The sequence below is a fragment of the Mucilaginibacter sp. CSA2-8R genome (genome assembly GCF_038806765.1).
In the GTDB taxonomy this organism is placed as follows: domain Bacteria; phylum Bacteroidota; class Bacteroidia; order Sphingobacteriales; family Sphingobacteriaceae; genus Mucilaginibacter.
Genome location: NZ_CP152389.1, coordinates 1344085 through 1363523, shown reverse-complemented (window position 1 = coordinate 1363523; position 19439 = coordinate 1344085). Strand labels below are relative to the sequence as shown.

The following is a 19439-nucleotide window of genomic DNA, read 5'->3' as shown; positions in this document are numbered from 1 at the left end:
GGCTTTGTTTTTTGTCAACAAAAAAGGTCCGGCCAAATGGCCGAACCTTTTAGTATTAATCAGTATTACTTAATTACTGCATTTTTAAAAATGAGGTTTGAGTAAGACTTGAAGAAGTACCATTTGCTGCAAAAGCAGTTGCTCTGATAGAATAGGTACTTCCGGAAGTTAAATTCAAAGCACTTAATTTAAGTAAGATACTACCACCATATACATTAGTGTTTTGATATGTGGTAGGTAACAAGTTATAAGTGATAGAATGGTTTGTAGCCGTTGTACCGGCAGCAGGCGTATCATTACCTCTCCAGCTGGCAAAATTGATGGTTCTTAACACCGCAGAAGATGCTGACGTACCGTTCAAAATTTCGATACGAAAGGCACCTGTAGCTGTATTAGTGGTAGTTGCACCAAACATTAATTGTATTGTTTGTGTGCTTGCAAAAGGACCTGTTTGTTGTGTACCTAAGCTGCTTAATTGCAATGCAGGCAATTTTGCTTCTGTACCTGCAACATCTGTATCCTTTTTACATGAAAACATAGTTAAGGTCAGGATTGCAGTTAAAGCAAGCGTTATAATTTTATTTAGTTTTTTCATTTCAATCGTTTTAACAAATCTTACAACAACTATTAGAATGTATATCTGGCACCTAATAATAAGCTCCAGGTGGTACCGGTTGTATAAACGTTTTGGAATGGCGTAGTTACCAACTGACCATTCAACTGACGCATGTTATAAGCAGGCACACCATTAGCATCAGTACTCAGGTAACTGATTGGGCTGGTTGTGGTAAACGCTTTCTGAACGCCCCAGGTGCTGTTTAACAAGTTTGGTAAGTTAATTAAAGTAGCGCTGATTTGTAAAGTATGACGCTGACCGCCAGAATTGATGTAAAACTCTTGTTTAACGTCGGCATCTACACGAGTGTACCATGGTAAGAATGCAGCATTACGTTCGGCATACTTACCTCTGCGGTTTTTAAGGTATGGTGAGTTGTTAATAAACTGGTCGAAAGCGGCAGCCTGCTGTTGTGGAGTGTAAATGTAAGACACACCGTTAACAGTTGCTGTGTATTGCGTAAAGTTTAACTCGCTTGCACTTTTAGGTACATAAATTAAATCTGATGATGCGTTACCGTCGCCATTTAAGTCGCCGTTAACTACATAGCTTGACGGAGTACCCTGAGCTTGTCCCTGGAAGAATAAGCCGAATGAGGTTGCACCATGATTAAGGTAATTAATTTTGTAAGAAGCAGATGCTACTACGCGGTGAGGAACAAAGTTGGCCGAATTAGACAACTCCACATCATTAGTAGTACCCACGTTAGCAGTAGTAGCCCAAACGCTGGCTGCAGTAGTACCTGCAGTTGCGAAAGCTTCTTTCGATACAGTGTAAGTATACGCTGCTGATGCAAAGAAACCATTAGTAAAGGTTTTAGAAAGCTGAGCAGTTAATGCTGCCGAATAACCTTTATTAGTATTCTCTAAAGCAATAACTGATAAAGCCGGGCTGTTTGGATAAATGTTACGGTCCTGAACGGTTACAGCACCGTTAGTACCTGTACCTACGTAACGTACACGAGTATTATCGCCTTCAACAAGTACACCATTTGGTGTTTTCAAGTTAAGGTTACGCATACGGGTAGCGTTGATATCTTTGGTGTATAAAGCCTCAAAAGTAGCGTTAAAGCCGTTGCCTAAATTTTTCTCTAAGGCTAAGTCAGCTCTGAAAACTTGCGGAAACTTGTAGTTACGGTCAATAACAACGCTTGATGACTGGTAAGTAGTACCTGCTGATTGCGGGAACAAATTAGCGTACACACTTGGGTCGGCATTTAACTTGATGTTAGCCAACTGGGCAGCAGTTGCTACACCACCAAAGTTATACATACCGCTATTGCTTGGGTTGTTGGTTAAGAACACATAAGGTACGCGACCAGTGAAAATACCCATACCACCACGCAATACTAATGAATTGTTTTCAAGCAAGCTGGCACGGAAACCTACTCTTGGCGAGAATAACCACGTAGACTTAGGCCACTGACCAGAGTTGTAAGTTTTTAAACCACCGGTATTAGAGTTAGGATCAGGAAACTGCAGTGCAGTTAACTGAGGGTTTTCTATTGGGTTTTCCAGGTACATTGGTTTATCTGCCCGTATACCATAAGTTAATTTGAAGTTACTGGTTACGTTGTACTCATCCTGAGCGTATAAGCTAAGTGTACCTACTTTTAAGTTTGCAGAGAAAACTTTATCCTGACCAGGTACTAATGAATAGTTATAAGTAAACTGGATTGGAGCACGGTCATTTAAAAAGTCGTTTAACGAGTTGTAGATGTAAGAACCTGCAGCACCTGGCATAAAGGCATTACCTACACGCTGATACTCATAGCTTACACCACCGGTTAATGTGTGCTTACCGGCATAGTAAGTAAAGTTATCGTACAAGGTTGTAGTGTTATCAATTACATCATTGTACTTGGTGTAAGGATCAGAACCTGCAGTAATGTAATTATCACCTGTACCGTTAAATATATCGATAGTTGGGAAAGTAGCACCTTTGGTAGTACGCGGATTGCTATACTTTTTAAAGGTTAACAATAACTGGTTCGACATTTTTGAATTGATTGTGCTGTTCAATTCGGCAGTACCAGTATGTACTTTATTTAAGAAACCGTAGTTCGAGTTTTCAAAAGCTATAGAACGGTTGCTATATCTGCTGTTAGGCAAACCACCTGTACCACGGGTAGTAATGTTACCAGATGAGTTGGTGTATCCGTAAGACGCGTTGTTTGGCGTACTTGTGCCATTTACCTGGTTATCACTGGTAGCATTCAAATAGCTGTATTTAACAGTTAATTTGTTTTTATCGTTAATGTTATAATCTAACCTTAACAACGCTTTTGTATTTTTAGGCTGAAATGCCGCAAAGTTGTCATAACCACCTGTTTCGTAACCAAATTTGTTACGAAGGTAATCAGATACCGCTTGTAAATCAGCAACTGGAGTTGCCGACACAATACCTAAGCCCGAACCACCTGTTGGAGAATAGTTAATACCTGGATTGGTAAATACTTCGTGTTCAAAGTTACCAAAGAAGAATAATTTGTTTTTGATGATTGGGCCACCCAAAGTAAAACCATAAGTTTTTTGGGTAGATTTTGCGTTCTGAGCGCTGAAGTCAACGTCCCCAACATGAGTACCGTTATAAGATTGGTTACGGTAAAATGTGTAAGCAGAACCGTGGAAAGTATTGTTACCGCTTTTAGTAGTGGCATAAATACCTGCACCGGTAAAACCCGACTGACGAACGTCAAACGGAGCAATGTTGATGGAAAGCTCATCATAGGCCTCAATCGAAATTGGCTGAGCACCACCACCAGGTAACAAGTCTGACGAAGTACCAAAAGTGTTGTTCAGGTTAGCACCATCCACTGTAATACTGTTTAACCGGCTTTCGCGGCCTGCAAAACTTGTACCAGTTGACTGCGGTGTTAAACGGGTAAAATCAGTGATGCTACGCGAAAATGTTGGCAAAGTAGCTAACTGCGTACGGTTAACGTTGGTACTGGCACCTAAACGTGCGGTGGTAATCTTTTTTGTTTTAGCTCCAGAAACACTTACTGCAGCCAGTTGTAAACCAGAATCAGCAAGGTTAGCATTTAAAATAAACGGCTGACCTAACTGTAAGGTAATCTCATTGAAAGTAGCCGTGTTTTGACCAATAAAACTGATCACTACCTGGTAAGGACCACCAACACGCATACCCGGAAGGTTGTACAAACCATCTTTGTTGGTAGATGTTGAATAAACAGTACCGGATGGCAAGTGCGTAGCCTTAACGGTAGCACCTGGAAGCGCTGCCCCCTTAGCATCCTTAACTGTACCTGTCATACTACTGGACGTTACCTGTGCAAAGGTAGCGACGGTAGCAAACAAGAAAAGAATCGCGAGAAGTAAACTTTTTCTCATGCTTTTGTTTTGTTTGTTTAATTAACTTTTAATAGTTGTAAATTCCTGGCAAATATAGGCAACAGCTTCTGTTTCAACGTTAAGTTAATGTTAATAAATGTTGGAACTTTTTCACATTTATCAATTTTTATGTGGATATGTTCAAATAAGAACTAAATACTTACCTGTTTTATTGAATTTTGAACAATAACCGGCAAATTGAACTAAATAACCATTGGGTATTAAGTAAGTGTCAAAAAAACATTACAAAATCAGCAATCCGTTTAATTAATTCTTACAATTTTTGATGACTTTACAATGCTTTATTGTATCAGCCTTTTTATTTAGATTTGACGCCGAACTGTAAAAGAAAAACATAATGAACTACGATGTAATTGTTATCGGATCTGGTCCTGGTGGTTATGTAGCGGCTATACGCGCGTCTCAGCTGGGTTTAAAAACAGCCATCATTGAAAAAGAATCATTGGGTGGTATTTGCCTTAACTGGGGTTGTATACCCACCAAAGCTTTATTAAAAAGCGCCCAGGTGTTTGAATACATTAATCATGCTGCCGATTATGGTATCAACGTAGATGTTAAAGGTGAGCCTGATTTTGCCTCAGTAGTTAAACGCAGCCGTGGCGTTGCCGATGGCATGAGCAAAGGTGTGCAGTTTTTGATGAAGAAAAACAAAATTGATGTGGTTATGGGCTTCGGTAAACTTAAAGGCAAAGGAGCCGTTGAAGTTAAGGCTGCCGATGGTACCGTAACCGAGCATACCGCAAAACATATTATACTGGCCACTGGAGGCCGCTCACGCGAGTTACCTAACCTGCCGCAAGACGGCAAAAAGATTATTGGCTACCGCCAGGCTATGGTGTTGCCTAACCAACCCAAATCAATGGTAGTAGTTGGCTCGGGCGCTATCGGTATTGAGTTTGCTTATTTCTACAATGCTATGGGCACCCAGGTAACCGTAGTAGAATATTTAGATAACATTGTTCCGGTTGAAGACGAAGAAGTTTCAAAACAACTGGCCCGCACGCTAAAAAAACAAGGTATCAATATCATGACCGGTTCTACAGTTGAGTCTGTTGATACCAGTGGCGAACTTTGTAAAGTAAGCGTTAAAACGGCCAAAGGCGTTGAAACCCTGGAGGCTGAGATCGTTCTTTCGGCAGTAGGCATTGCGACCAACCTGGAAGGCATTGGCCTGGAAGAAGCCGGTGTTAAATTTGACAAAGGCAAAGTATTAGTTGATGACTATTACCGCACCAATGTGGAAGGTATTTATGCAATTGGCGACATTGTAAAAGGTCAGGCTTTAGCTCACGTGGCTTCTGCCGAAGGCATTATATGTGTAGAAAAAATTGCCGGTCAGCACGTTGAACCGTTGAATTATAACAATATCCCGGGCTGTACCTACTGCTCTCCAGAAATTGCTTCGGTAGGTTACACCGAAAAAGCAGCCCGCGAAGCTGGTTACGAATTAAAAATTGGTCGCTTTCCATTTTCAGCATCAGGTAAAGCAAGTGCAGCCGGCGCTAAAGATGGTTTTGTAAAAGTAATTTTTGATGCCAAATATGGTGAGTTCTTGGGTGCACACATGATTGGCTACAACGTTACCGAAATGATTGCCGAGGTTGTAACTGCACGCAAACTGGAAACTACGGGTCATGAAATCATTAAATCGGTACACCCTCACCCTACCATGAGTGAAGCCGTAATGGAAGCTGCAGCAGCTGCTTACGACGAAGTGATTCACCTGTAAGCCCCCCTGCCCCCTAAAGGGCGAGTTGGATAACAAAATTGATATCTTAAATTTAGCAGAAGCCTTCTTGTTGACAAGCAAGAGGGCTTCTATATTTGTTAAATATGACAACTAACACCTCATCTTCTGCTCCCCCTTCAGGGGGTTGGGGGGCTTCCGACGACCGGGGGGCTGAGCTTTTTGTAATCAACACCGGCCTGTTTAAACTGGATGGTGGCGCCATGTTTGGCGTGGTGCCTAAAAATATCTGGAGCAAAACCAACCCGGCCGACGAGCAAAACCTTTGCAGCCTGGCTATGCGCTGCCTGCTGGTTAAAGACGATGACAGGTTGATACTGATTGACACTGGCATCGGCAATAAGCAAAGCGAAAAGTTTTTAAGCTATTACTACTTGCATGGCAATGATACACTGCAAAGCTCGCTGGCTCTGCATGGCTTTACTCCCGACGATATAACTGATGTATTTTTAACGCACCTGCATCTTGATCATGTTGGCGGAGCTGTAATCAAAAACGGCGAAACATTAGAACCCGCCTTTCCAAATGCTACTTACTGGACTAATGAAAAGCACTGGCACTGGGCTACCGAAAACCCTAACGATCGCGAAAAGGCATCCTTTTTAATTGAAAACCTACTGCCGCTCAAAGAAAGTGGCCGTTTAAAGTTTGTTGAGGTACAAAATGGCATACACTTCTCTGCCAATATGCAGGTGTTTTTCGTATCTGGCCATACCCAATCCATGATGCTGCCGTTATTGCATTATAAAAACCGGCTGGTGTTTTATATAGCCGACCTGATACCCACCACCGGGCATTTGCCCATACCGTATGTAGCGGCTTATGATATATTTCCACTACAGGCTATGGACGAAAAGCGAACCTTTTTACAGCAAGCCTTAGATCAGGAATACATCCTATTTTTTGAGCATGATGCCGTTAACGAGTGTTGCACCTTGCAACAAACAGAGAAAGGTATACGTGTAAAAGATGTATTTAAGTTGACAGATATTTAATTCGATATCAACAAGTTGGTACGACTTATGATACAATATTGATAGATATGCATAGGTTTTTATATATAATATAATTGTGAATGTCAAATTAAATGACAATTTTTCATGAGAATTTAATACCTTTGCACGTTCAATTCTAACACAAGAATCGAGGTAACAATTAGATGAGACAACTCAAAATAACCCAGTCCATTACCAACCGTGAATCCCAGTCGCTCGACAAGTATTTACACGAGATTGGCAAGGTTGACCTGATAACTGCCGAAGAAGAAGTAATATTAGCCCAAAAGATCCGCGAAGGCGACCAAGCTGCACTTGAACGCTTAACCAAAACCAACTTGCGTTTTGTGGTATCCGTAGCTAAACAATACCAAAACCAAGGCCTAACCCTTGGCGATTTAATTAACGAAGGTAACCTGGGTTTAATTAAAGCAGCCAAACGTTTTGACGAAACCAAAGGCTTCAAATTTATTTCATATGCCGTTTGGTGGATTCGTCAGTCTATCTTACAGGCTATTGCCGAGCAATCACGTATTGTGCGTTTACCTTTAAATCAGGTAGGCTCATTAAGCAAAATCAGCAAGGCATTTTCTAAATTGGAGCAAGAGTATGAGCGCGAGCCTTCACCAGAAGAGTTAGCTGATATTCTGGAAACTACTGTTGACAAAATATCCGATACCTTAAGCAACTCCGGCCGCCATGTTTCTATGGATGCACCGTTTGTACAGGGCGAAGAAAATACACTTTTAGACGTACTCGAAAACCAGGAGCCTAACACCGACTCGATACTGATCAACGAGTCATTATCTGAAGAAATTAAACGCTCGCTGTCTACCTTAACAGAACGCGAACGCGAAATCATCGTTTTGTTCTTTGGCTTAGGCACCAATCATCCGCTTTCGCTTGAGGAAATTGGCGAGAAATTTAACCTGACCCGCGAACGTGTACGTCAGATTAAAGATAAAGCCTTACAACGCTTACGCCACACATCGCGAAGCAAAATTTTAAAATCTTATTTAGGTTAACCTTAATGATACGAAGCCCCTGGTAAACAACCAGGGGCTTTTTTGCTTTTATAAGGTATGCAGCCATCCGAATATGAAAGCCTGAATGCTGAGCAAGCCATTGCCTACCAGCAAGAACTACGGCATCAAATACAGATTAAGCCGTTAGATAAACCTATCCGCATTATTGCCGGTTCAGATATATCTTTCAATAAATATTCGGAAGTGGTATACGCCGGTATTGTATTGTTCAAATATCCGGAAATGGAAATAATTGGCCATGCATCCGCTATAAGCCGAACCACCTTTCCATACATATCAGGCCTCCTGGCTTTTCGCGAAGTACCGGCTTTGTTAGAGACTTGGGAAAAATTGGAAACTAAACCTGACCTGTTGGTGCTCGACGGACAGGGCATTGCTCACCGCAGGCGTATGGGTATAGCTTCACATTTTGGAGTAATTACTAATACGCCTACTATTGGCAGCGCTAAAAGCCGCTTATTTGGCAAATACGAAGAACCCGCCAACGCAGTTAACGCTCAAAGCCCCATGTATGATAAGCAGGAAGTGATTGGCATGGCGCTGCGCAGCAAAAAAAACTGCAATCCCATCTATATATCGCCGGGGCATCAAATAACATTAGAACAAAGCGTAGAGGTTATTAAAAAGTGCCTGAAAGGCTACCGCATACCCGAGCCTACACGGCAGGCTCACCTTTTTGTAAACCAAATCCGCGTTGACGCTGCCGGCACCTCCCCTGCTCAGTTATCATTTTTTTAAGAGCCGGTGTAACTAATTACGCAATAGGCCGGTCTTATAGGTATATTTCAACCGGATGCACAACCTATGCTTTATATTAATGCTGCTTTCACTCTTGCTAGGTAGCAAGGCAAGTGCAAAGCCAGCCATTATTATAGAACATCGTGCAAATTCAGCTTCGCCCGTTATCGAACCCATTTTTGCTGACGATTTAAAAACGGTGATCATTCCGATAAAAAGGGCAGGGAATCTGATTGTGGTAGAAGCTCAGGTTGATTCGGTTGCCGGTAACTTTGTGCTTGATACCGGTGCGCCTTACCTGGTGCTCAACGCCACTTACTTTAGAGACATGCCACACGTAGGCGACCAGGAAGCCACCGGTGTGAACGGAGCATCGACAGGCACCTTTCGCACCCAGGTCAGTAACTTTTTATTAGGCTTAGATATAAAGTACAAAAGGCTTCCTGCCGATGTTTGTGATTTATCAGCCATTGAAAACACCAAGAAGATTAAAGTATTGGGTATTATAGGCACGCAGCTATTTTGCAAAATGGCCATCACCATTGATCTTTTCCATAACGTGCTGTACTTACACAAACTGGACAGTAAAAGTGAGATACCTGCAGGCCAACGGGCTTTTCAATCACCGGATATGCGCACAGACTTCAAGTACATGAACGATGTAATGTTTATAAAGGGGTCCATTGCCGACAAAACTACCTGGTTTGTTTTTGATACCGGTGCCGAAAGTAATCTGCTTTCAAAAGATTGCCCGAAGGCAGTGATGAGCGTGATGCAGCCCATTAACAAATCGGCCATTGTGGGTGTGGGTGGCACCGGCAAAGCCCTGGTATATGCCAACTTTGACCAGATGGTGATTGGCAACTACCTGTTCAGAAACAACAGGATTATCATAACCGACTTGAATCATTTAGGCAGGGCTTATGGGCTTTCGGTAGATGCGGTTTTAGGATATGACTTTTTTACCCGGGGTATTTTCACTATTAACTTCGTCAAAAAAGAACTGGAAATGTACATTTACAATCACTAACCTCATGTTAAGGCGGCTTACTCCATACATTATAGTCTTGTTGACGTTTTGCATTGTTCCGCAATTGCAGTTCGGTAAGGCTATGCGCTATGCATCGTCCGCTGTTGCCAAATCAGATCCGGGCTACCCAGGTGATGTAGCTTATGGAGTGAACAAGTTTTCTAAAGTTACCGTGCGCGAGCTACCATCGGGTTTAACACGTTTCTTTTTACCGGGCAATACCAATGTAAGGCGCGTACAATTATCCGGCAGTTTTAACGAATGGACTACCCAACAAGGTTTGATGACGCGTACCGACAGCGGCTGGGTAAGCGATGTAAAACTGGAACCGGGTGTTTATGCTTACAAATACATCATCAACGGCCGGTGGACACGCGATTTGGAAAACAATCTTACAGAGGCAGACGGCTGGGGCGAATACAACTCAATCTATTTTCGCTATAACTATACTTTTAAGCTGGCAGGCAATCCATCAGCACGCCGTATATCGGTAGCCGGCAGCTTTAATGGCTGGAACGCTAACGAGCTGGTGATGACTTTTAAAAACGACCATTGGGAAAAGCAACTTTATCTGCATGAGGGCACCCACCTATACCGCTTTATGAAGGATGGCCGGTGGATGACAGACCCAGCTAACGCAACCCAATCAAAATACAAAAACGAACCCGTATCAGTAGTAAGTCTTGGCGAAAATGTTACCTTTAAAATTAACGGCTATACTAACGCCCAAAACGTTTTTGTGGCCGGTAGCTTCAACAATTGGAACCCCACCAGTACCCGGCTTAAAAAAACAGCTAATGGCTGGGCAGCGTCGCTTATTTTACCTAAAGGCAACTATGACTATAAGTTTTGGGTTGATGGACAATGGCTAACAGATCCGGCTAATCCGCACTCGTCCGTCACCGACGACAACCATAATTCTTTTGTATCTGTTGCGCCCAACCACACCTTTGTGCTTAAAGGCTATAACAATAGCCCCGAAGTGCGCCTGGCAGGCGACTTTAACAACTGGAACCCTACAGGTTATACCATGGCCCACGAAGGCAATGAATGGCACATCAGCATGCGTTTAAAACCGGGTAAATACCGTTATAAATTTGTGGCAGGCGGTAGATGGATATTAGACCCCGGCAACAAGCAACGCGAACAAAACGAATACGGTACTGGCAACTCGGTACTTTGGATACCTAATTAAATAAAGCGTTGCATTAAGTACAATAAAGCCGCCCCGGTTTAAGTTGTATATACTCAGCTTTCACCCGTCACGCTATGTCTCACTTATACCATTTGCTGCTGCAATTTTACCGGCCATTTTGGTGGTACCATTTGTTGTTTAGCGTTATTGCCCTAGTGTTTTTAATGATATTTGGCCTGTCTGCCATACTATTCAGCTTGTTTACCAAGCTTTTTGGATATGCAAGTGCAGTGTTTTTCAGGTATCATTTTAGCAGCTATGTTTATGACTACTATCGTAATGCCGGGCACGGGGTAATTAAATTGTACACTATCACGTTTACAGCCGACCTTATAGCTTTCTCGCTCGTAACGTCTCTTTGCCTTCATTTCTCACCTTGCATACCATGCTCAAAATAGACAGTGTCCAGTTAGAATATCAGGGCCGGAAAATACTGCATGATGTTTATCTGGATTGCCGGCCCGGCTGTATTACCGGATTGCTCGGCCGTAATGGCAGCGGCAAATCCAGTTTATTAAAAATCATATTTGGTACCGTAATGCCCAGCTATAAGCATATCAATGCTGACGATAAAGTAATTGAAACAGGATATACCAATAACACCATTGCCTACCTACCGCAGCAAAATTATTTGCCCAAACAAATACCCATTTGCCAGCTGGCGCCCATGCTGGTTGACCATCAAGCCTGGGATGAGTTTACTGCGCTTGATGTTTATCAGCAGTTTAAAAATCAGAAACCCAGCCAGCTTTCGGGCGGCGAACTTCGCAAGCTCGAAACGCTGATGCTTTTATACAGTAAAGCCAGTTATATTTTACTCGATGAGCCGTTTACACATATCTCGCCGGTACAGGCCGAAGAGATAAAAGCCATTATACGTAAACGTTCTGTTTATAAAGGATTTATTGTAACCGATCACCAATATGAAAATATACTGGATGTAAGCGACAAAGTGTATTTGTTACAAAACGGCGTTACAAAATTGATAAAACACCCGGAAGAGTTGATAACTTACGGCTATCTTAGCTATAATCAATCCCGCAAATGACTATACCTATCTATCAGGCTGATGCCTTTACCAACCAATTGTTTGGCGGCAACCCGGCAGCGGTATGCCCTTTAGCCGAATGGCTGCCCGACGAAACTATGCAAAAAATCGCCATCGAAAATAACCTGGCCGAAACTGCATTTTTTGTAAAAACAACCAGTGGCTATCACCTACGCTGGTTTACACCCGAGTATGAAATAGACTTATGCGGACATGCTACCTTGGCAACCGCGCATATTATTTTTACAGAATTAGGTTACACCGAGGAAGCTATTCATTTTGAAACCCAAAAGGCCGGGACATTGAAAGTGACTAAAAACGGCAATCTATACACGCTCGACTTCCCATCACGCCCTCCCTACCCGGCCGAAATGCCTGAGGGATTGTTAGAAGGATTGGAAAATAAAATGCCGGTGCACGTATTACGCTCGCGCGACTACTTTTTGGTATATGAAAATGAGCAGGATATTATTGATATGCAGCCCAATCATTTTTTATTGAGCAAGGTAGACGCCGTTGGTATCATTATCACTGCTCCAGGTAAAGATGTTGATTTTGTGTCCCGGTTTTTTGCCCCAGCCGCAGGTGTTCCCGAAGATCCGGTTACCGGCTCGGCACATTGTAACCTCATCCCTTACTGGGCCGAAAAATTAGGTAAAACCCACTTGCATGCCTACCAGCTTTCTGCCCGCAAAGGCGAATTATGGTGCGAGCACAAAGGCGACCGCGTTTTGATGAGCGGCGAGGCAGTGACTTATTTAAAGGGGGAGATTTATATTTAGAAAAAATAGCAACATCTGAGTTGTTATGAAACTAGTAAGCTGCTTACTTACACGCAACTGTCAACCGTTGTTGTACAACCAACTTTTTGAAATCGATGCCCTAATCTATACCAAAAATCTTAGTTTTTTCGTTACTTTGATGATTAAACTATTAGTTAGGATACGATTGCGCATCAATGCAGTTAACAAAGTTAGAGGTTAAAGGCTTTAAGAGCTTTGGCGATAAAATTACGATTAACTTTAACGAAGGGGTTACGGCCATTGTAGGCCCTAATGGCTGCGGCAAATCCAACGTAGTTGATTCTATCCGCTGGGTATTGGGCGAGCAGAGCACCCGTGCACTGCGGTCGGAGAAGATGGAGAACATCATCTTTAACGGTACTAAAAGCCGCAAACCTGCTAACCTCGCCGAGGTATCACTTACTTTTGATAATACCAAAAACATTTTGCCTACCGATTTTTCGCAGGTTACCCTAACCCGCAAACTCTACCGTACCGGCGAAAGCGAGTACCGCCTCAATGATGTGCAGTGCCGCCTTAAAGACATTACCGACCTTTTTTTAGATACCGGCATAGGTTCAGACTCCTACTCGATCATCGAGCTTAAAATGATCGATGAGATTATTACCAACAAAGAGGGTTCGCGCCGTAATTTGTTCGAAGAAGCATCCGGCATATCAAAATACAAAGTCCGCAAAAAGCAAACCTTTAATAAGCTTAAAGATACCGAAGCTGACCTGGAGCGCGTACATGATTTACTCTTTGAAATTGAAAAAAACCTGAAAACGCTCGAGAATCAGGCTAAAAAAACGGAGCGCTATTACCGGCTCAAAGAGCAATACAAATCGCTCAGCATCATGCTGGCCTCATTCCGCATTGCATCATTCAGCGACTCACTGCTGCGTATTGAGGAGCAGGAGCAAAAGCATCGCGAAGAACGTTTTGGCATAGTTGCCAAGATTGACACCCTGGAGGCAGCCCTGCAGCAACAAAAGCTGGACAACCTGACACGCGAGAAAAACCTATCAGTTCAGCAAAAAGCTACTAACGAGTTTGTGGCCAAAATACGGGCTTACGAGAGCGAAAAGAAAATCAAAAACGAGCAGCTTAAGTTTCAGCGCGATAAAGAAGCTCGCCTTACCGAGGAGCTGGAACGCGACCGTAACCAGCTTAACCATGTGCTGTACTACATTAAACGGCTGAGCGAAGAGAAAATGCAGGAAGAAGAAAACCTGGAAATTATTCGTGATAAGGTAGACGACCTAAAACAGGCCGTTGACGAATTACGCTCGGAACAAACGGACGCGCGCACCGAACTCAACGAGCTGACCAGCATCAACAACCGGCTCCAGAACCAGATTTATCAAACCGAAAAAGAATTAGACATTTTACGTATCCAACAGCAGGCCCTGGAACAGGAAAGCCAGCGTAATATGGAAGATACAGCCAGCCGCGAGGTAGAGTTATCGCACTTTAACCAGTTGGTAACCGAGCTCGAATACCGTACCGAAACAGCCAAAGACGAGCACCAACTGGCGGTAGAGTTTGAAAATCAGTTGCAACTCCAGATTAAAGAAACAGAGGGCTTTATTGCCGATACCCGCGAACAGCTATCGCAACATAGCCGCCAGTTGGATGCCAAGCAAAACGAGTACAACCTGACCAAAAGTTTGGTTGATAACCTGGAAGGCTTTCCTGAATCAATTCGGTTCTTAAAAAAACACGGCGATTGGGCTAAGAGTATCACTTTATTCAGCGATATTTTGTTCTGTCGCGAGGAATACCGGGTAGCCATTGAGAACTATCTGGAGCCGTTGATGAACTATTTCGTAGTGGAAGATTACGATAATGCCATTAAAGCCATTAACCTGTTGCGTAATGCATCCAGAGGCAGGGCACAGTTCTTTATCTTAAAGCATTATGCGGCGTTGCCTGCTATAGAGCCTAATGCAGCACCCGAGGGTTGGGTACCGGCCTTACAGGTTATAGAAACCGAAACACGTTACCGGCCATTGTGTAATTATATTTTGCGCAATGTGTATCTGGTAAATGACACCAATGAAAGTGATTTGAATAGCACGCCTGTACCACAAGGTGTAGTATTATTAGGCAAAAGCGGCAGGTTCAGCAAGTCGGTATTTAGCATGGCTGGCGGGTCGGTAGGCTTGTTTGAGGGCAAGCGGATAGGCCGGGCCAAAAACCTCGAAAATCTGGCTAAAGATATACGGCAGTTTGAGCAACAAATTGCTGCTTACAAATCCGGGATTGAAACGCTGCAAAGTAAACTTACCGCGCTAAAGTCGTCAGGACGGGCAGCCGAAATACAGCAAAAGCAACAGGAACTTAACCGTCTCCATACCGAGTTGGTTACCGTAACTACCCGGCGCGAACAATACGAAACCTTTATAACCAACAGCCGCAACCGCAAAGAAGACATTGCCAGCAAAATAAGCGATATCCAGGCTCAGGAGCATCAGCTACAACCTCAATTAGCCGAATTAAGAACTCAGAAAGAAATACAGAGCGACTTATTGCTGGACAAGCAACAGGCCTTTAATGAACTTAACGAGTACACCACGGTACAAAGCAATGCGTTCAACCAGGAGAACATCCGTTTTCACCAGCAGCAAAATAAGGTTTCAGGGTTAATTAAAGACCTGGAGTACCGCGAAACGCAGCAGGACAGCCTTGAGGTTAGGCTGAATAACAATACTGCCGAGATGGAAAAAGTGCAGGCTGCCTTACTGGAAACCTTAAAGCAAACCGATTTTTCGGACGACGAACTGCTGGAAATGTATAGCCAGCGTGAAGAACTTGAACAGGCCACCCGTGCTGCCGAGCAGGACTACTATGCCTTGCGAGGGCAGATTACCGAAACAGAAAACGCGGTTAGCCAATTGCGCCGGCAAAAAGACCAAGCCGACGTAATTGAAAATGAATTAAAGGATAAGCGTAACGACCTGAAACTGGAATTAAATGCTTTAAAGGAGCGACTGGCGGTAGAGTTTAACATTGATATCAATGATTTGCTGGAAACAGAAATACCAGCCAACGAAAAAGAACAGGATTTACGCGAACGCACCGAAAAACTCAAAAAGCAACTGGATGATTTTGGCGCCATTAACCCCATGGCGCTCGAAGCGTTTAAGGAAATGAATGACCGATACGAGTTTATCCAGTTGCAGAAAAAAGATTTGATGGAAGCTAAGGCCTCATTGCTTTCTACCATCCAGGAAATTGACGACACGGCCCGCGAGAAATTCATGGCGGCATTTACCATGGTACGCGAAAACTTCATCAAGGTATTCCGCTCACTTTTTAATGAAGAGGATTCATGCGATCTGATTCTGACGAATCCGAATCACCCATTGGAATCGGACATCGATATAATAGCTAAGCCTAAAGGTAAGCGACCATTGTCTATCAACCAGTTATCAGGTGGCGAAAAAACGCTTACGGCTACCGCTATCTTATTTTCACTCTACCTGTTAAAACCCGCCCCCTTCTGTATATTTGATGAGGTTGATGCTCCACTCGATGATACCAATATTGATAAGTTCAATAACATCATCCGCAAATTCTCTTCCGGCTCACAATTTATCATCGTGTCGCATAATAAAAGAACCATAGCCAGCACCGATATTGTTTACGGTGTAACTATGGTTGAACAAGGTATTTCGCGCGTAGTGCCAGTTGACTTGCGCCAACTGGCCGACTAAGCTTGTATTAATGTATGGCTTGTAAGTCGCGGGTATGTATTGCGCCTTTAAATTCGTGCAGCTTTTCGTCCAAAATACTGTTAGCCTTGGCACGGTCGCTAGCCTGGGTATCGTTTAAACTATTGGTTTGATAGGTGGGCACGGCAAAGGTTCCTTTTTCTATAAAGTTTACAGCACGAGATAAAAGGCCTTCGGTAGGATCGCCAAAGTCTTTGGTGTAATCATCAGCAGCTACCACACCGGCAAAATTACCACCTGGTACCATACCCTGGTAAAAATCGGCCTTACCTGCTGAGTTACGGCTTTCAAACTCGGCCAGATATAAATCATACTCAGAACGGCTGCCTACAGGTATACCGAAGAAGCCTACCGGTTTGCCGTATGAAGTTTGCCCGATGATCTGCACATTCATTACCGGGTTCAGGTTGTTGATCAACAACTCGCTGGCCGACGCCGTACCACCGGTAACAATAAAGAAAACGCGGTTTAAATTAAGCGAACCCTTTTTAACAAAATTGAACGAGTTTTTGGCTATGCTAAAATCGCCTTTATCAATCCTGTACTTTTGAGCCAGCAAGGGGTAAACATCGTTTTGCAGTTTGCTGTTAAAGTTTTCGGTATACATCAGCGTACCATTTTTGGCTGATGGCACCAAGTAGTTGGCAATGTATTGTGAGGTTTCAACCGCACCACCACCGTTGTAACGTAAGTCAACCACCATTTCGGTAATGCCATTGGCAATAAAGCTGTTAAAGGCCTCATCAATTTTGGCTTGCGCGTTAGTTAATGTAGTAAAAGACTTTAAAGCCAGGTAACCCATTTTTTTACCACTTGCTGTAGTAATAGTGGTATACTTCATCACTGGGTTAATGGTATAGGTACCTTTGTTTATGGTAACATTGAAAGTTGAGTTGTCTGGCTTTTGCAGTGTTAATGTAATACTGTTTCCTGCCAGCGCATTACCTACAAAAGTAATAACCGGGTCGCTGCTTGACGAGTAAGCCAAATTGGTAGTACCGTTAATGGCGGTAACTTTGTACCCACGCACTAACCCCGCTGTTGCTGCAGGCGAGTTAGGAATAACGTATCTTATCCGTAAGTCAGAACTGGTTTGGTAAAACACATAAAAGCCAAAGTCGCCGCCGGTACCACCAATAGAGGTAGCTGCCTGCCCCTGGTCAACGTAAGAATACTTCGACGTGCCGGGATACTGCATATCGTACTCGTACGGTTTCCCGGTTGACGGGTTAATTTTGATTTGAGATAAAGCGTCAACTTCGGCCTGTAACGCAGATACGGTAGTGCTGCCAGTATACTGCCTTGGGTTAAAAACGCTTGCCGCAGGTAAAGCATCATTCCACAGATACTCTTCCTGCGCATACATATAAACAGAATCTTTTAATAAATCATCATTCGATGCTGTTGGGCCCGACCCTGTATCGGTACTGTTATTTTTTTTACATGATGCAAAAACAACAACGAACAGCAAAAACAAGTAAACAATCCTCTTCATCCTATCTTCTATAATTTTTTCTTTAACGGACAATATACCAATAAATTATCGATAGTGGAAGATAGTTTCTGCTATACAGAAATATAGTCAACGCCGGCAGCCTCGGCGCACAACTCATCGTTTTGAGAAGCGCCTATCATCATTATTTCCCGGCGTTGCAGGTGATGCTTTTCGATAATAAAGTGTAGGGCGTCGGGTTCAGGTTTGGATGCAATTTCTTCGGCAAAATAACAGGTCAAATATTTTTCCAACCCTTGCCAGTCGGTATGTTTAATTTTATTGAGTTGTTGTTGAGGGTTACCGTTGGTTAAAATAAAAATCTGCTTACGGTCAACCACAATATCCTGCAGCAACTTTAGCATTTCGGGATAGATAAATAGCATTAAAGGCACCTGTGCAGCAGTGTGCAGGTGCTCAAAGTTAAAGCGGTATTTTTCGTCCAGTTTAAAACGCTCCTGCAAAGTATCAAATACGGCAGAGGCTCCGCTTTGTTCGTAAGTGCTCACCATTAAACTAACCAGCACTTTTGCATCCAGCAACTCGGTGTATTCCAGGTATCCTGCAAAAAGGTAATACACTTGGTATAGATAATCTTTTTCCGGAAACAACACGTTATCCAGCTCAAAAACAAAAGCATTAATGCGCGGATCGATATCGCTATAATTGATCATGAATGGTTTGGAATGTGATGCCATACTCGTTAAACAATTGCGTGGAGGGCGCAAGTGCCCGCATTTCGTCAGCGTGCAGCACGTAAATTGTTTCAAAACCGCAATCCAGGCAAAGTGCCAGCATTTGGTGCGGATAAGATTCTGCATGTGGATTTGGCAACCTTATCATTTGCCCTGATTTAATCATTACTTCGGGCAAATCTAAATAATCGCCTAAAATTACATTAGCGGCAGGTAACGTATTTTTGAGCCGGTAGGCTTTGGCCAGGCTGGCCCCTGTAATCAGAATGGAAGCCATAAATTTAATTCACAATCAGCCCGTCTTTCATCACCACCTTACGGTCTGATAAATCGGCCAGGTCTTCGTTGTGCGTAACAATTACAAACGTTTGATTAAAGTTATTGCGCAGGTTGATAAACAATTCATGCAAATCACGGGCATTTGCCGAGTCCAGGTTACCTGATGGTTCATCAGCTAACACCAAGGCCGGTTTGTTAATTAAAGCCCTTGCTACGGCCACACGCTGTTGCTCGCCGCCCGATAGCTGGTTGGGTTTGTGATGCATGCGGCTACTTAAACCAAGCATATCCAGCAATTCGGCTGCACGCTTTTGCGCGTCGGCTTTAGCAGTACCGGCAATAAAAGCAGGGATACATACATTCTCAATAGCATCAAACTCGGCCAGCAAGTGATGAAACTGGAAAATAAAACCTATCTGCGTATTGCGGAAATGGCTAAGTTGTTTGCTGCTCAGCTTGCTTATTTCAACTTCATCCATAAACAGCTGCCCGCCATCAGGTTTATCTAAAGTACCAATGATGTTAAGCAGCGAGCTTTTGCCCGCACCGGATGCTCCAACAATAGTTACAATTTCACCCTGTTTTACTTCCAGGTCAACCCCTTTTAAAATATGGAGCTTATTATAGTATTTCTGAATACCGAGTGCTTTCAGCATGTAGCAAAA

At 43.2% G+C, this 19439-nt stretch carries 15 protein-coding genes; 9 read left to right on the top strand and 6 right to left on the bottom strand.

Annotated features, from left to right (window positions below):
* Positions 1-73: 73 nt before the first annotated feature.
* Both AAGR14_RS05920 and AAGR14_RS05915 read right to left on the bottom strand, forming a co-directional pair.
* Complete coding sequence (locus tag AAGR14_RS05920) at positions 74-595, bottom strand: hypothetical protein (RefSeq protein ID WP_342647670.1); 522 nt, start codon at positions 593-595, stop codon at positions 74-76.
* 32 nt (positions 596-627) lie between these two features.
* A complete protein-coding gene (locus tag AAGR14_RS05915) occupies positions 628-3969 on the bottom strand; it encodes a carboxypeptidase regulatory-like domain-containing protein (protein ID WP_342647669.1) in 3342 nt (1113 codons plus the stop codon).
* Positions 3970-4327: 358 nt separating this feature from the next.
* Here AAGR14_RS05915 and lpdA point away from each other — a divergent pair, with 358 nt between their 5' ends.
* The 9 genes from lpdA (at position 4328) to smc (ending at position 16290) form a co-directional block, all read left to right on the top strand.
* Positions 4328-5719 carry a dihydrolipoyl dehydrogenase gene (lpdA, locus tag AAGR14_RS05910; protein ID WP_342647668.1) on the top strand — a complete coding sequence of 464 codons (1392 nt, stop codon included), beginning with the start codon at positions 4328-4330 and terminating at the stop codon, positions 5717-5719.
* Between the two features lie 221 nt (positions 5720-5940).
* The gene (locus AAGR14_RS05905) at positions 5941-6732 is read left to right on the top strand and encodes an MBL fold metallo-hydrolase (protein ID WP_342648678.1); all 792 of its coding nucleotides are present in this window, start codon (positions 5941-5943) and stop codon (positions 6730-6732) included.
* A gap of 164 nt (positions 6733-6896) precedes the next feature.
* Entirely contained in the window at positions 6897-7757 is an 861-nt protein-coding gene (locus AAGR14_RS05900) for an RNA polymerase sigma factor RpoD/SigA (RefSeq protein ID WP_090466905.1), read from the top strand.
* A gap of 57 nt (positions 7758-7814) precedes the next feature.
* The gene (gene nfi, locus AAGR14_RS05895) at positions 7815-8516 is read left to right on the top strand and encodes a deoxyribonuclease V (RefSeq protein WP_342647667.1); all 702 of its coding nucleotides are present in this window, start codon (positions 7815-7817) and stop codon (positions 8514-8516) included.
* Positions 8517-8595: 79 nt separating this feature from the next.
* Positions 8596-9546 carry a pepsin/retropepsin-like aspartic protease family protein gene (locus tag AAGR14_RS05890; protein WP_342647666.1) on the top strand — a complete coding sequence of 317 codons (951 nt, stop codon included), beginning with the start codon at positions 8596-8598 and terminating at the stop codon, positions 9544-9546.
* Between the two features lie 4 nt (positions 9547-9550).
* A complete protein-coding gene (locus AAGR14_RS05885) occupies positions 9551-10741 on the top strand; it encodes a hypothetical protein (RefSeq protein ID WP_342647665.1) in 1191 nt (396 codons plus the stop codon).
* 385 nt (positions 10742-11126) lie between these two features.
* Positions 11127-11789, top strand: coding sequence for an ATP-binding cassette domain-containing protein (locus AAGR14_RS05880; RefSeq protein WP_342647664.1), 663 nt, complete (start codon positions 11127-11129; stop codon positions 11787-11789).
* Positions 11786-12571: a PhzF family phenazine biosynthesis protein gene (locus AAGR14_RS05875; protein ID WP_342647663.1), complete on the top strand. Its 786-nt coding sequence runs from the start codon at positions 11786-11788 to the stop codon at positions 12569-12571. The genes AAGR14_RS05880 and AAGR14_RS05875 overlap by 4 nt, the downstream gene beginning before the upstream one ends.
* Positions 12572-12747: 176 nt before the next feature.
* Positions 12748-16290, top strand: a complete 3543-nt coding sequence (gene smc / locus AAGR14_RS05870) for a chromosome segregation protein SMC (protein ID WP_342647662.1) — start codon at positions 12748-12750, stop codon at positions 16288-16290.
* Between the two features lie 7 nt (positions 16291-16297).
* Here the strand turns inward: smc and AAGR14_RS05865 are convergent, their stop codons facing one another.
* The 4 genes from AAGR14_RS05865 to AAGR14_RS05850 form a co-directional block, all read right to left on the bottom strand.
* On the bottom strand, positions 16298-17803 hold the full coding sequence (locus tag AAGR14_RS05865; protein WP_342647661.1) for a S41 family peptidase: 1506 nt from the start codon (positions 17801-17803) through the stop codon (positions 16298-16300).
* Positions 17804-17874: 71 nt separating this feature from the next.
* Complete coding sequence (locus AAGR14_RS05860; RefSeq protein ID WP_342647660.1) at positions 17875-18474, bottom strand: HAD hydrolase-like protein; 600 nt, start codon at positions 18472-18474, stop codon at positions 17875-17877.
* On the bottom strand, positions 18461-18772 hold the full coding sequence (locus AAGR14_RS05855) for a hypothetical protein (protein ID WP_342647659.1): 312 nt from the start codon (positions 18770-18772) through the stop codon (positions 18461-18463). The genes AAGR14_RS05860 and AAGR14_RS05855 overlap by 14 nt, the downstream gene beginning before the upstream one ends.
* A 4-nt stretch (positions 18773-18776) precedes the next feature.
* Positions 18777-19430: an ABC transporter ATP-binding protein gene (locus tag AAGR14_RS05850; RefSeq protein WP_342647658.1), complete on the bottom strand. Its 654-nt coding sequence runs from the start codon at positions 19428-19430 to the stop codon at positions 18777-18779.
* Positions 19431-19439 lie beyond the last annotated feature (9 nt).